15 protein-coding genes and 1 tRNA gene are annotated in these 13338 nt (G+C 42.4%); 10 read left to right on the top strand and 6 right to left on the bottom strand.

From position 1 onward, the window contains the following. Positions 1–72 precede the first annotated feature (72 nt). Positions 73–522 carry a hypothetical protein gene (locus IPP77_01115; GenBank protein MBL0308333.1) on the top strand — a complete coding sequence of 150 codons (450 nt, stop codon included), beginning with the start codon at positions 73–75 and terminating at the stop codon, positions 520–522. A gap of 500 nt (positions 523–1022) precedes the next feature. Here the strand turns inward: IPP77_01115 and IPP77_01110 are convergent, their stop codons facing one another. After that, positions 1023–1427: a hypothetical protein gene (locus IPP77_01110; GenBank protein MBL0308332.1), complete on the bottom strand. Its 405-nt coding sequence runs from the start codon at positions 1425–1427 to the stop codon at positions 1023–1025. Positions 1428–1505: 78 nt separating this feature from the next. After that, positions 1506–2747 (bottom strand): metallophosphoesterase, encoded by a 1242-nt coding sequence (locus IPP77_01105; GenBank protein MBL0308331.1) that lies wholly within the window; start codon positions 2745–2747, stop codon positions 1506–1508. Positions 2748–2833: 86 nt separating this feature from the next. On the opposite strand from IPP77_01105, the gene IPP77_01100 reads away from it, so the two are divergent. The 4 genes from IPP77_01100 (at position 2834) to IPP77_01085 (ending at position 6603) form a co-directional block, all read left to right on the top strand. After that, positions 2834–4501 (top strand): M1 family metallopeptidase, encoded by a 1668-nt coding sequence (locus IPP77_01100; protein ID MBL0308330.1) that lies wholly within the window; start codon positions 2834–2836, stop codon positions 4499–4501. An 11-nt stretch (positions 4502–4512) separates the two neighbouring features. After that, positions 4513–4911, top strand: a complete 399-nt coding sequence (locus tag IPP77_01095; protein MBL0308329.1) for an SRPBCC domain-containing protein — start codon at positions 4513–4515, stop codon at positions 4909–4911. 12 nt (positions 4912–4923) lie between these two features. After that, on the top strand, positions 4924–5340 hold the full coding sequence (locus IPP77_01090; GenBank protein MBL0308328.1) for an OsmC family protein: 417 nt from the start codon (positions 4924–4926) through the stop codon (positions 5338–5340). A gap of 540 nt (positions 5341–5880) precedes the next feature. Then, entirely contained in the window at positions 5881–6603 is a 723-nt protein-coding gene (locus tag IPP77_01085; GenBank protein MBL0308327.1) for a hypothetical protein, read from the top strand. 425 nt (positions 6604–7028) lie between these two features. Here IPP77_01085 and IPP77_01080 read toward each other — a convergent pair. From IPP77_01080 to IPP77_01065, 4 genes are all read right to left on the bottom strand, one after another. Further along, a tRNA-Arg gene (locus IPP77_01080) sits at positions 7029–7102 on the bottom strand. A 47-nt stretch (positions 7103–7149) separates the two neighbouring features. Further along, positions 7150–7419 (bottom strand): acyl-CoA-binding protein, encoded by a 270-nt coding sequence (locus IPP77_01075; GenBank protein ID MBL0308326.1) that lies wholly within the window; start codon positions 7417–7419, stop codon positions 7150–7152. 75 nt (positions 7420–7494) lie between these two features. Then, positions 7495–8463 (bottom strand): flotillin-like protein FloA, encoded by a 969-nt coding sequence (gene floA, locus IPP77_01070; GenBank protein MBL0308325.1) that lies wholly within the window; start codon positions 8461–8463, stop codon positions 7495–7497. Positions 8464–8466: 3 nt separating this feature from the next. Continuing rightward, on the bottom strand, positions 8467–8937 hold the full coding sequence (locus tag IPP77_01065) for a hypothetical protein (GenBank protein MBL0308324.1): 471 nt from the start codon (positions 8935–8937) through the stop codon (positions 8467–8469). A 208-nt stretch (positions 8938–9145) separates the two neighbouring features. Between IPP77_01065 and miaB the strand changes: the two genes are divergently transcribed. From miaB to IPP77_01040, 5 genes are read left to right on the top strand one after another with little or no spacing between them, the layout of a single operon-like run. Continuing rightward, complete coding sequence (gene miaB, locus IPP77_01060; GenBank protein ID MBL0308323.1) at positions 9146–10573, top strand: tRNA (N6-isopentenyl adenosine(37)-C2)-methylthiotransferase MiaB; 1428 nt, start codon at positions 9146–9148, stop codon at positions 10571–10573. 10 nt (positions 10574–10583) lie between these two features. After that, positions 10584–11813, top strand: coding sequence for a sigma-54-dependent Fis family transcriptional regulator (locus tag IPP77_01055; GenBank protein ID MBL0308322.1), 1230 nt, complete (start codon positions 10584–10586; stop codon positions 11811–11813). Positions 11814–11816: 3 nt separating this feature from the next. After that, positions 11817–12329: an LptE family protein gene (locus IPP77_01050; GenBank protein ID MBL0308321.1), complete on the top strand. Its 513-nt coding sequence runs from the start codon at positions 11817–11819 to the stop codon at positions 12327–12329. Between the two features lie 54 nt (positions 12330–12383). Then, positions 12384–12941: a hypothetical protein gene (locus IPP77_01045; GenBank protein MBL0308320.1), complete on the top strand. Its 558-nt coding sequence runs from the start codon at positions 12384–12386 to the stop codon at positions 12939–12941. After that, positions 12887–13336, top strand: a complete 450-nt coding sequence (locus IPP77_01040) for a hypothetical protein (protein ID MBL0308319.1) — start codon at positions 12887–12889, stop codon at positions 13334–13336. Before IPP77_01045 ends, IPP77_01040 begins: the two co-directional genes overlap by 55 nt. Positions 13337–13338 lie beyond the last annotated feature (2 nt).

Here is a 13338-nt window from a genome sequence, read left to right as displayed (position 1 = left end):
TGAAGATACTCATAATAACTTACTTTTTCAACAATGACATTTATAATGTAGACAATTTAACCTTCGTATGGGTTGCTTACATATATTAAGTATAGCTTTGCCGTCATGGCTGAAGTAGATTTTACTCTTATTCACAAGCGTGCTACCCCAGTCATACAGGCAATCGCATCCGTTGTAATTGGCTGGGGCGGCATGACGATTTGCCACCTGTTGCAGAAAATATCAGGTGAAGATTTTTTCGCCGCGCTGATTGCATTGATATTCTATACGATTATCAACACGGTTATTTCTATTACTTACAAAAGTTATTTGCGCTACACCATTCCGTCATACTATTTATATGTCCTCGTTGTGATTATCCTTTTTCTTTCTGCTAAGTGGTTAACCGGTATCAGTATCTGGAACGTGGAGATGAAAGAGTATCGGATGATGCTAATATCCATTACGCTTTTTTATTTCGTCATCAGCAATCTGGTTCGGGTGGTGAGAGCAATTTATAATGCGATTGAGAGGGAGATGTAATTCGACCTGTAGCCGCGAGGCACACTTTCATGGATGGTTGCTTTAAAAACAGTCAAACAGATGATGATGGAATTCTCAACTTTTTAAAACTTATGTCGCATTAGCAAGTCTGCGTTCAAGTTAAGAATGCACTATTTCCTCCCCACAATGAACTCACTTGAGGTATGAATGAGTTCATTCCGACTCAAAGTGAGCTTATACCCGCTTGGAATGAACGCATGTCAGCTTTGGGTGAGATCATCCCAGCCACGAATGAGCTCATGCCAGTTCTGAATGAACTTATTCCAACCTAGAATGAGCTTATGTCAACCTAATATCAGCGCGTTTTTCGCGTTTTGCCCCCATTTTTTAACAATTCAGCGGCTGCGGTATCTAAAAATGCCTTTTTAGGGACAGTTAGTATCTATTTTATTATCCGAAGGAATAAAAATGGAATTGGATGGAAGAGGGTGCCTTTTACCCTTACTTACCGGTTCGCGGAATGAAGAAAATGTTTCTAATTATTTCCCTACCGGAAGCGCTTTGAGTTTGCGTTCCAGTTTTTCTAAAAGGGCCTTTTCCTTTTTGTTGGTCTTGTGGTAAGCATCGGCCAAACGAACCGCGATTTTCAATATCACGTCACGCATATTTTGGTTGATAGCACTGTGATGATTTTCTATAAACTGGATAAATGATTCAAAGGCATCTTCTGCTTCAATCATAGAATCTTCGAGAATGTCAAACTCGATTTCAGCGTAGAAGGCAACATCGGTTCCGAACTTGTCAGTGTGTTCTTCTTCGGGGACGAGTTCAGCACGCACCATCTCTTTCAGCGCCTTTTTTTCTTTCTGAGTAATCACCCCATCTACATCTGCAACAGCATAAAGCAACTTCCCTAATTCAGAATAAAATTGTCTGTAAACCATAATAATCTTTTAAGTCCTGTAAATATACAGAGTTGCATCCAAAGTTGAACTATGATATTGGTCAGAAGCAATAATTGATTATGCTTTCACCAAAGTTATTTCGGTTATTTCGGGAAGGATGCCTATTCTACCTGGATAGCCAATAAAACCGAATCCCCGGTTAACATATAAATACTGTGTACCTTCCTGATATAAACCGGCCCATTGTTTATATACCCATTGGGAAGGACTCCATTTCAACCATTTACTTTCAATGCCGAACTGTGCCCCGTGTGTATGCCCGCTGAGAGTTAAATCAATGTCTGGAAAGTTGGGGCGAATTTTAGCATCCCAATTGGAGGGATCATGGCTCATCATAATTTTGAATGGAATTTCTTCCGTGCCGCGATAAGCTTTTTCAAACTTTCCGTATTTCGACCATCGCCCGGCACCCCAGTTTTCGAGTCCGATTAGGGCAATCTTATCCCCGTTCTTTTCAAAAACATGATGTTCATTCATCAGCAACTTCCACCCCAACTTTCGATGAACATCAATGAACCGGCTGAAGTTTTCTTCTTTGGCTTCTTTAGAAGACCACTGTGCATAATCTCCATAATCATGATTGCCGGTAGATGAATATACACCTAGCCTAGCTTGAAGTTTACTAAAAATAGAAAGGTAGCCTTCCATTTCATCTGCAGTATTGTTAACTAGGTCACCGGTAAAAAGGATGACATCTGCATTTAGTCTGTTAATAGTCTCGACGGCTTTTTGAATTGGTTCGGTGCGGGTAAAACTGCCCGTATGAATATCAGAAAGTTGAACAATCCGAAACCCGTTAAATGCTTCGGGTAAGTTAGTAAACCTGATCTTCACTCTGTGAAGTTGATAGTTGTAGGCGTTGGCAATAATGCCGTAAAGCAGAGTGCCGAAGGGTACAGCAGCAGTCATAATTGCCAAACGATTAAGAAATTGGCTACGGGTAATTATGTCAGTTGAGGAAGAAGGCGAGGCTGAAAATTTTGAAATTGCAAATCGAACTATTCGGCTCATGTCTTCTCCTAAGAGAAAAAGAATCATCACTACTTTACTCAAAACGCTGATGGCAACAAAAGCTCCGATAAAGGTGCCCACACCGTGCGGTAAAAACTTATAGCCAATAGTCCGGTAGGTCAGGATGGATAAAACGGCTAAAATGGTGATGGTCCAATAGCCTGCAAAAAGATATCCTTTAAAAGATAAGTGCTGAAACGCAGTCTTCACCGATTGAAAGGCATAATAGTCAATCAGCAATATAAAAGCTACCGGGACGGCAAAGGAAAGTACGAGTCTCAAATCCATATATAAGGTTAAATAGCTAATACTTTGACGAAGTTCTGGAAAAATTATTTGAAATTCGTACGCTTAAACCCACTACAATGATGCAGATAAAACCCGTTCTCTTTTCTTTTCTTTTTATACTATTAACGTTTACCACCTCAGCCCAGGCATTAGGAGAGCAAAAGAAAACATTCACTAGGGCAGATACCTTGAGAGGTTCACTTCGTCCGGAACGAACCTGTTTCGATGTGAACTATTACGAGCTGAATATCAAAGTAGATACCGGAGAACATTCAATCAGTGGAAGTAATAAAATTGTGTTCAAGGCGATGAATAATTTTCGTGTCATGCAGATTGATTTGTTTGAAAACATGAACATCATTCAAATTATTTCCGAAGGAAAGGAATTGAAGTATAAAAGAGAGTTCAATGCGGTCTTCGTATATTTTGAAAACGAAGTACCATCTGGTTCTACCCGCGAAATCACCGTGTATTACCAAGGCAAGCCAATTGTAGCTAAGCGTCCGCCTTGGGATGGCGGATTTACCTGGACGTATGATAACAACGGAAAAGTTTGGGTTGGTGTGTCCTGCGAAGGGATGGGTGCTAGTTCTTGGTGGCCAATGAAAGATCATTTGAGCGATGAACCGGATAGCATGCGAATTATCTGTACCGTTCCTTCGGGTCTGCAATGTATTTCTAATGGGGTAGAAGAGAATGTAAATATGAGAGGGGATAACACGACTACTTTTCATTGGAAAGTGAGCTATCCTATCAATAGTTATAATGTAACACTAAACATTGGAGACTACGTTCATTTTGCTGACCAGTATGTGGCAGCCGACGGTGAAAAGTTAGACTTGGACTATTATGTCTTGTCTTACAATCTTGAAAAAGCACAACAACAATTTAAGCAAGTGAAGCCCATGATGAGTTGCTATGAAAAATATCTTGGGAAATATCCCTTTTGGAATGATGGCTATGCTTTAGTCGAAACTCCCTATCTGGGCATGGAGCATCAGGGAGCCATTGCATACGGCAATAAATACCTCACCGGTTATGCCGGAAGAGATTTTTCGCGAATCGGCTTAGACTTTGATTATATCATCATCCATGAATCGGGTCATGAATGGTGGGGCAATTCGGTGAGTTGTAAAGACATAGCAGATATGTGGATTCATGAAGGTTTCTGTACCTATTCTGAAGCCATTTATGTAGAATGTCTTTTTGGCAAGGACACGGCCATGAGATACATTAATGCAAAAAAAACTTCCGTTGGAAACAAAAACCCTGTAGTAGGCATCTATGGAGTGAACGAAGAGGGCGACGGCGATATGTATGCTAAAGGAATGTTAATGCTGAACACCATTCGTCATATCATTAACAAAGATGGACTGTGGTGGAGTATTGTTAAGGGAATCAGCGACACAGCGTTTAAATATAAGACGACAGATTATCAGGAGATAACAAACTACATCAGCAAAAAGTCAGGTATCAATTTAGCCCCTGTTTTTGAGCAATATTTGAAACAAGCAAACATTCCTGTTTTGGAATACAAGCTCAAAAAGACAAAGCATGGAGAATATGAACTGAGTTACCGTTGGCAAGTTGATGTAAAAAACTTCAGAATGCCTTTTGTGATTTCTTATTCGGCGGGGCAAGAAAAAAGAATCAACGGTAGCGATGAATGGCAAACCACCTCTATTAAACTGAAAAAGGATACGCAACTGAAGGTGAATGACGAATTGATGTATATTGATGTTAAGAAACTTTAAACACATTCTCTATGAAGACAAAAAATATTCAACAAACCGTTTCTTTCAAAGCTTCGCCAAAGGAAGTTTATGAAATGATTATGGATACTAAAAAACATGGAGCAATCACCGGAGGAAAGATTAAGATGAGCAGAAAACCGGGCGGTAAGTTTGACATATTTGATGGCTACTGTCATGGCTATAATATAGAATTGGAAGAAGGGAAGAAGATTGTGCAGGCCTGGCACTTTGCAGAGGACGGATGGCCCGATGATCATTTCTCTGCTTGCACTTTTGTTTTTGAAAAATCACCTTCAGGTACTAAATTAACTTTCACCCAAACTGATATACCTGAACACAAAGCGGCAGCTCTTGCCGATGGATGGAAACAATATTACTGGGAACCGATGAAAGCCTATCTTAAAAAATAAATCTCGCAAAATATGGCTGCTGTACAGGAAATTGAAGTGAAATGGAAAGGCGATTTGAAGTTTGATGCCTTGCAAAACGGCAGGACTATTGCCATTGATGGCGATGCACGCGATAGTTCTACCGGTGTTCGTCCCAAGGCCCTGATTCTCACTTCTCTGGCCGGTTGCACCGGTATAGATGTGGTAGATATTCTGAACAAAATGCGCGTGGGTTTCACAGACTTCAGCATGAAGGTGGGCGGAGAGATGACCGAGCAACATCCGAGAACCTACCACACAGTCCGCCTTATATATTCCATTCGCCTGAATAATTCCGATGACCAGGATAAGTTCCGGAAAGCCGTCAATCTTTCGCAAGACAAATATTGTGGTGTCAGCGCTATGGTTCGCGCATTTGCCAAACTGGAGGTTGAGATAGTTTATCTCTAATCTATACTTCTCGGACTAAACAGGGTAGCAGATAAAGTCGAAAATCGTGATGAGACTTGAATGCTGAGTGACATCCTCCATTTCATTCAACATTCAGAAATCCCAAACAACATTATACAAGGCTTCATTGATAAATATCAATGCCCTCGTTGCTAATTAGCAACGACCCTTATGCTATATAACAATGCATGTGATACTAATTACCAACTCACCTATTGCTATATAGCAATAGGCCCTATGTTAATTAGCAAGCCCCCCGATACTAATTAGCATAAACACTATTTCTACTTAGTAATGACTCTCCTGCTAATTAAAAATGACACCGTTGGTAAATAGCAATGGCATCGTTGCTATTTATCATTGGCATCCTTGGTATATATCTGTGGAGGATAAACGAAAAGAAGGGACTGCTTTTCATTGTGATACCGCTTGTTTGATGACCTCGCCTTTTCTGTAATGCAACTGCATCATCAAAAAATGACAATTAAATGACAAAACCCATGCAATATTTGAAGTGTATTTAGCGTAAATTTAATCGTTATGAAAAAGCATATTAACCGTTCGCTCAAACTGAAACGCGGACGAAAAAATCATTGCAACACTTATTATTTACGTCCACCCTATAAACCTGTTTGGTTTGCTTCCAGCCCTATATTCATATTAGTGACCCTTACCTATAATTTCCGTCAACTGACCTCGGCTGAAAAGGTGCTGGCTCGTTTGCGAATGCACATTTTGATGCTGACCGGAAATATTCATTTTCCTGTGGTATCACCAGCTATTGCCGTACTAATGGCAAAGGCCAACCAGTTGGAGGGCTTGATTGATAGTGCCAAAAGCGGTGATCACCTGATTATCAAAAAACGTAATGAGGTAAACAAAGAAGCCATTGAACTAATCAGGCTTCTGGGTTACGACATCCAAAAGAAAAGCGATGGCGATGCAGAGAAAATTATGAGTGCCGGATTTACGACTCGTAAGGCTCGTAATGCCTCCTCTTTATGTGCCTCTGTAGTGATTAAAAAGGTGAAGGCGCTTCGATCAGCAAAGATTCGTTTAGAATGGGAACGAGTGAATGATTATACGGTTTATGTAATCGAAATCAGTACCAGTCGCGAAGGAGGTGAATGGTATTTGGCTGCTCATTCTGACAATCATTCGATCAACATTACCGGATATAAGAAAAACGAAAAATTCACTTTTCTCCAACCTAAAGAGCGATATTATTTCCGCATGTATGTCGAATTTTTTGGGCGATGGTGATTATAGTGAAACAGTAGAAATGGTTTGCATAGATTAGGTCATAAGCATTAGCACAGGGGGGGTTAGTTATTTTATCTGTTTTTTTATACGGAGAACTATAGCGTTATTTAGGATAAATCAATGAGTAAAGATAGGTAATACGCTTTCTCCTTAAACCTCTTATCACTCGATTAACGATAGAACCTATTTACTGCATTTCGAAAAGCGATAATTGAGGGTTTTTTTCATCATGGGGATTCGGTGCGTTAAGCTGCGAGCAGGTTGCTCCAGTAATATGCGATTCCAGAAATGTGACTAAAAGCCAAATTTTCCGAATCCGTTACTTGTCGAATACCGCCTCGCAGAATTGAACCCAATCCCAAGATTTGTATGCTAAAAATAAAAAAGGGTTTCAGTAGAAATGCTGAAACCCTTGTTAGTCTATGTGCACCCGAAGGGAGTCGAACCCCTAACCTTCTGATCCGTAGTCAGATGCTCTATCCAGTTAAGCTACGGGTGCTTTTTTAGGAGGCGCAAATATATTATTTCCGAGATAATCTCAACCCTTTAAGAATTACTATATTTACCGATGAGCGTTTCAACTAGCGCCACATACTGCTGCATGGCATCTTCACTGCTCAGTCCTTTTTTGGAGTTCCAAGTGTTCCATTTGAATTTTGCCTTAAAATCAAAAGCATTAGGTTCTTCTCCCGTGTTATCGCCTTCGGTGGCTTGCTTGTATAGCGCATAAAGCTCTAGCAATTCATCGTTAGCTGGTTTCTGAGTAAGAGACTTTACACGCTCTTGCGCAGACTGAAATTGTTCTTTTAATTCCATAGTTTTTTAATTGACGGTTGGCGGTTAGCAGATGGCAGTATTGCATTTGCTGCCATCTGCTAATGGCTAACTAATTTATTTCTTATCACCAGGTCCTTTGGCGATATTATCTCTCATCGTCGTGTCGGCCTGAATATTCTGCATCTTATAATAATCCATAATGCCCAGATTTCCACTGCGGAAAGCTTCGGCCATCGCCATCGGAATTAGAGCTTCAGCTTCAATCACTTTTGCTCTGGCTTCCTGTGCCTTGGCTTTCATTTCCTGCTCCAAGGCTATGGCCATCGCACGACGTTCTTCGGCTCTTGCCTGTGCAATATTTTTGTCGGCGTTCGCCTGATCCATCTGCAAACTGGCACCGATGTTTTTGCCGATGTCAATATCCATAATGTCAATCGAAAGAATTTCAAAGGCCGTTCCAGAATCCAGACCTTTGGCCAACACGACTTTTGAAATCGTATCAGGATTTTCCATCACCGACTTGTGGGAAGTAGCTGAACCGATAGAGGTAACGATTCCTTCACCGACCCGCGCTAAAATAGTTTCTTCGCCGGCACCACCTACCAACTGCTTGATATTGGCGCGGACCGTAACCCGAGCTTTGGTAATCAACTGAATACCATCTTTTGCTACCGCAGTCACCGCAGGGCTTTCAATCACTTTAGGATTAACAGAAAGTTGAACAGCTTCAAACACATCACGACCGGCCAAATCAATCGCCGTCGCTGCTTTGAAATCCAACTCAATATTCGCTTTATCGGCACTGATCAGCGCGCGGACTACCTTATTGATATTACCACCCGCTAGAAAATGTGCTTCAAGCAAATCTCTCTCAATCGGGATGCCAGCTTTGGTCGCCGTAACCATCGCATTGACAATGAGAGAGGGCGGCACGCGGCGAAAGCGCATAAAAAGAAGCTGCACCAAACTGACATGCACATTCGCAAATTTGGCCGAGAGCCACAGTGGAATAGGCAACAGCCAAAACAAAATAAGAATGGCAAAGATGATGATGCCCGCTAGGACATATACCGGTAATTCCATGATTTAAGTATTTAAAGGTTTGACAAAAATTTTATCGTGCGTAATTTTAGTGATTTCTATTTCAGTGCCGCGGGCAATATAGTCACCCAGAGAATACACTTCTGTTTTATTACCATTAATGACTGCTTTTCCATTAGGACGAAGCTCAGAAACGGTGGTTCCTTTTTCGCCAAGCTGAAACTCGTTTTGATTCAGTTCATTCACCTTGCCCGTAATTTCTGCTTTCATCGCCATTTTGTTCGATTCAATCAACTTAAACCCACCAAATATAGCCGCCGCAACAAAAACAACGCTCACCAATACAGAAATATTGCCCCATTTGCTTCCATAATTGGTATAAATCAAAATTACTCCCACAATGACCGCCACACCGCCCAATATCCCAAAAAGGGTGGTTCCGGGAATCAAGAAGATTTCGAGAAAGATAAGGACAAGCCCCAGAAGAATAATTGCAAGTATAACCCAGAGCGCCATGCCGCGAAGATTGCCTTTTTAATCAGATAAACAAAGAGAATGATGGCGGCAGCCGGGCGAATAGGAGCGGTCCGACCGCTCCCACCACCCAAAGCCGAGGCAGTCTCAAAAGCTATTTTGTCCATCAATTCCTTACATTTGCCCTCCCAAAATGATGGACAAAGACCGATACCAAAACGAAGAAATTCTTCCACTTCACCCAAAAACTATGGATGAAGAGCGTCAAGGCGAAGCGCTGAGCCTGAATCGCACGGCTACCACACCCAGAAACGGGAAGAAGTTTTATATCGAAAGTTATGGATGCCAGATGAACTTTGCCGATAGCGAAGTAGTGGCCGCCATCTTGCATCAAGAGGGCTATGATGCCACCTCCGAGTTTAACGATGCCGATTTGATTTTGATAAACACCTGTGCCATTCGCGACAACGCCGAGCAGCGGGTTCGCTACCGGCTCCAACATCTGGGCGGAGTGAAGAAACGTCGCAAGGGAGCGCTGATCGGCGTGCTGGGCTGCATGGCTGAAAGGTTGAAAGAGAAATTTCTAGAAGAAGAAAAACTAATAGACATTGTGGCCGGGCCAGATGCCTATCGGTCTTTGCCCGCCTTGATTCAGGAAGCCGGTGCCGGTCAAAAGGCGGTAAACGTACTGCTCTCGCGCGAAGAGACCTATGCCGAAATCAGTCCGGTGCGGCTCCATAATAATGGCGTAACGGCCTTCGTCAGCATTATGCGCGGTTGCGACAATATGTGTTCCTTCTGCGTCGTCCCATTTACCAGAGGCAGAGAGCGCAGCCGCGACTACCGGAGTATTCTGGCCGAAGCCCGCGATTTATTTCAAAATGGTTATCGCGAAATCACTTTGTTAGGCCAGAACGTAGATTCATATCGGTTTTCTGAAAACCCCCAACTGGTAGGCAAGAAATTGCAGGAAGCGAAGTATGAGGAAGGTGTTGTCAATTTTGCCAAGTTGATGGAAATGGTGGCTCAGATTTCGCCGCTCCTGCGCGTCCGCTTCAGCACCTCGCACCCCAAAGACATGACCGATGATGTGTTGCATACAATGGCGAAGTATCCCAACATCTGCAAGTATATTCACCTGCCGGTTCAATCGGGCAATTCACGCGTACTGGAAATGATGAATCGTACCTACGACCGCGAATGGTATTTGCAACGCATCGAAGCGGTGAAGCGCATCGTCCCTCAAGCAGCTATCTCTACCGACCTCATCGCCGGCTTCTGCTCCGAAACCGAAGAAGAACACCGCGACACGCTCCGCTTGATGGAACAAGTTGGTTATTCAATGGCCTATATGTTTACCTATTCAGAAAGACCAGGCACCTTGGCCGCAAAAAAATATACAGACGACGTTCCGGAAGAAACGAAGAAGCGGCGCTTGCAAGAGATAGTAGATCTGCATCGCAAGTTGGCGCTGATTCATAATCAGCAGGACGTAGGGAAAACCTTTGAGGTGCTGGTAGAAGGAGTATCAGCGAGAAGCGATCAAGATTTGTTTGGTAGGAACTCTCAGAACAAGGTCATCGTTTTTCCGAAAGGAGATCTGAAACCGGGTGGCTATGTGAATGTATTTGTTAATGACTGCACATCAGGCACCTTAACCGGGCAAGTGGTTAATTGAAAATTTAAGGATGGAAATACAAAGCATTAAAAACAGGTTTGGTATCATCGGCAATTCATCGGCGCTTAATCATGCCATCAGTATTGCAGAAAAGGTGGCCGCTACGGACCTCACCGTCCTAATCAGCGGCGAAAGCGGCGTAGGGAAAGAGATTTTCTCACACATCATTCATCAGTTGGGTGCCCGAAAGCATAACCCTTTTATTGCCGTCAACTGTGGCGCTATTCCCGAAGGTACGATTGATTCAGAATTGTTTGGTCATGAGAAAGGCTCCTTCACAGGCGCTCAGGAGGCGCGCAAAGGATATTTTGAAACCGTGAACGGCGGCACTATTTTTCTGGATGAAATAGCTGAACTGCCTCATGGCACCCAATCTCGTTTGCTGCGGGTGTTGGAATCGGGAGAGTATCTTCGGGTGGGCTCTTCCAAAGTATTAAAGACGGATGTGCGTGTGGTGGCGGCTTCCAACGTCAACCTGCAGGAGGCCGTTCGCGCTGGAAAGTTTCGCGAAGATTTATATTACCGGCTCTCTACGGTTCCTATTTACATTCCGCCTCTCCGCAGCCGCGATGAAGACATATTGTTGTTGTTCCGAAAATTCACTTCTGACTTTTCTGAAAAGAACCGGATACCTACAATCAAACTGACCGAAGATGCCAAGGAATTGATCTTGAAATATCCTTGGCCCGGAAACGTGCGACAGTTGAAGAATGTGGCCGAGCAGATATCCATTCTGGCAGCAGACAAAGATGTGAGCGCTAAAGAATTGGTAAAGATAGTTCCGGATATTACCGATAGTCGCTTACCGGCATTGGCAGAAACACGCTATGATAGCGGCGGAAGTAGTTTCACGGAGAGAGAGATACTATACAAACTGATTTTTGATTTGAAAACGGATTTGAACGATCTGAAACAATTTGTTTACAACGTGACCAAAGAGCAGATGGACGGAGTTACCATGCGTCAAACCCCCTCTACTGTTTCAGCAACAGTGGGAGAGAAGCCAATCGTATTGTCCGCTTCAGCAACGAAACAACCGGTAATCTACACGGATGAAAAAGAATATACGGACACCGAAACGGTAGATGAATCATTATCTATTGATGATAATATGAAACAACTAATTATCCGGGCGATGAAAAAACATAAGAACAAAAGGAAAGATGCAGCGGCAGATTTAGGAATATCCGAGCGCACGCTTTACCGAAAGATCAAGGACTATAAACTAGATCTGGAATAAAGCATGAAGTGCAATCGTTTGCTTTTGGGCCTTTTCGTGGTTTCAGTCATTACGCTATCGGAAGGTTGTAAAGTGTATTCATTTAGCGGAGCCAATATCCCACCAGATATACGAACCTTCTCTGTGGAGATGTTTCAGAACAGATCGAATAACGGCCCGGCTTCTTTGCCTCAATTGTTCACCGATCGGTTGAAGTATAAATTTCAAACAGAGGCCAATTTAAAACTGACCTCTATAGATGGCGATCTGCAATTCAAGGGAGCTATTGTAGGCTATACGTTTTCGAGCGATGCGCCTATAGCCGGAGCGACCAGTGGATTAAATAAGCTGACTATTTCAGTCCAGGTAGAGTTTGTCAATACTAAGGATGCAAAAGATACTTGGACCGAGAACTTTTCTCGTTTTGCGCAATATTCATCTTCCGAAAATATTAGTTCGATAGAAGACCAGTTGATCTCTACGATTAACACACAATTGGTGGACGATATTTTTCAAAAAGCCTTAGTGAAGTGGTAATATCGGCGAAGCTTGTGTTCAAAATTTTAATTTAGCCGGAAACGGACGCCTCGTATGTTACCGCATATCCATACAGACAATTTCTCTAAGGTACTTCATCAATATTCCACCGTTGAATTGGAAAACATGGTGCAACAGTATCCCTATTTCCACCAGGCACACCTGTTGCTTGCCAAGAAATATCAGGATGAAAAGAACTCGAAATTTGACGAACAACTTCAGTTAGCCGTTTTATATGCTCAGGATAGAGAATTGTTGTACCATATATTTTCTAATCAGGAAACAAGCACTTGGCCATCTGAACCGGACTGGAATATAGCGGTATCGCTCCATGAAGAATCTCGCACGGAAGAAGCAGAGGAAAGGGTTAACACAGAAGAAATAGAAGAGGAGATTTATACAGAAGAAGCGGAAGAAAAGGTTTTCACGGAAGAAGTAGAAGAGAAGATTTTTACCGAAGCAGAAATTGCTGTTTCGGATGATATACCGGCTGAGGCAGTTGAGCAACATCCCATAATATTAGTCCGGATGAAGAATCGCCTGAAATTCAAATTCAGGTGGAAGAGGAAATATTTGCTACAGGCGAACCTCATACTTTTGAAGAGTGGCTAAAAGCATTTTCGGAAACAGATATTTCTGTGGAAGAAATAAAATCGGAACAAGAAGACCTTCAGGAAACCGAAGAGGAAGAATTAGACCAAATTATTCAACAAGGGGGGGCTTCTGATTACCTCCATAAACTAGTGGAAGAAGAAACGCATTATTCAAAAGGTTTGGAGGAGTATATCAAAGAGCAGGTTCAAAAGCGTAAAAAGCCGGAACGGGTCGCTTTGCTAAATGAAAATGAAATAGACCCGGATATAGTGACCGAAACCATGGCAAAGGTTTATGAAATGCAGAAAAAATATTCTAGGGCTATACGTGCTTATGAGATGCTGATATTAAAATATCCCGAAAAAAGTGATTTATTTGCCGCCCGAATTAATTACTTGAAAAACATTTTCTGATT

It is taken from the genome of Bacteroidota bacterium (assembly GCA_016722375.1).
GTDB lineage: Bacteria > Bacteroidota > Bacteroidia > Chitinophagales > LD1 > Bog-950.
The sequence above is the reverse complement of the archived record's forward strand: the minus strand, read 5'-3'. Positions and strand labels throughout refer to the sequence as shown.

What these genes read in the sequence shown, in the direction of transcription:
- IPP77_01110 (MBL0308332.1), bottom strand. Translation starts at nt 1,427, where the DNA reads ATGGTTTACAGACAATTTTATTCTGAATTAGGGAAGTTGCTTTATGCT.
- IPP77_01105 (MBL0308331.1), bottom strand. Translation starts at nt 2,747, where the DNA reads ATGGATTTGAGACTCGTACTTTCCTTTGCCGTCCCGGTAGCTTTTATA.
- IPP77_01095 (MBL0308329.1), top strand. Translation starts at nt 4,513, where the DNA reads ATGAAGACAAAAAATATTCAACAAACCGTTTCTTTCAAAGCTTCGCCA.
- IPP77_01090 (MBL0308328.1), top strand. Translation starts at nt 4,924, where the DNA reads ATGGCTGCTGTACAGGAAATTGAAGTGAAATGGAAAGGCGATTTGAAG.
- IPP77_01085 (MBL0308327.1), top strand. Translation starts at nt 5,881, where the DNA reads ATGAAAAAGCATATTAACCGTTCGCTCAAACTGAAACGCGGACGAAAA.
- IPP77_01075 (MBL0308326.1), bottom strand. Translation starts at nt 7,419, where the DNA reads ATGGAATTAAAAGAACAATTTCAGTCTGCGCAAGAGCGTGTAAAGTCT.
- floA (MBL0308325.1), bottom strand. Translation starts at nt 8,463, where the DNA reads ATGGAATTACCGGTATATGTCCTAGCGGGCATCATCATCTTTGCCATT.
- IPP77_01065 (MBL0308324.1), bottom strand. Translation starts at nt 8,937, where the DNA reads ATGGCGCTCTGGGTTATACTTGCAATTATTCTTCTGGGGCTTGTCCTT.
- miaB (MBL0308323.1), top strand. Translation starts at nt 9,146, where the DNA reads ATGGATGAAGAGCGTCAAGGCGAAGCGCTGAGCCTGAATCGCACGGCT.
- IPP77_01055 (MBL0308322.1), top strand. Translation starts at nt 10,584, where the DNA reads ATGGAAATACAAAGCATTAAAAACAGGTTTGGTATCATCGGCAATTCA.
- IPP77_01050 (MBL0308321.1), top strand. Translation starts at nt 11,817, where the DNA reads ATGAAGTGCAATCGTTTGCTTTTGGGCCTTTTCGTGGTTTCAGTCATT.
- IPP77_01045 (MBL0308320.1), top strand. Translation starts at nt 12,384, where the DNA reads ATGTTACCGCATATCCATACAGACAATTTCTCTAAGGTACTTCATCAA.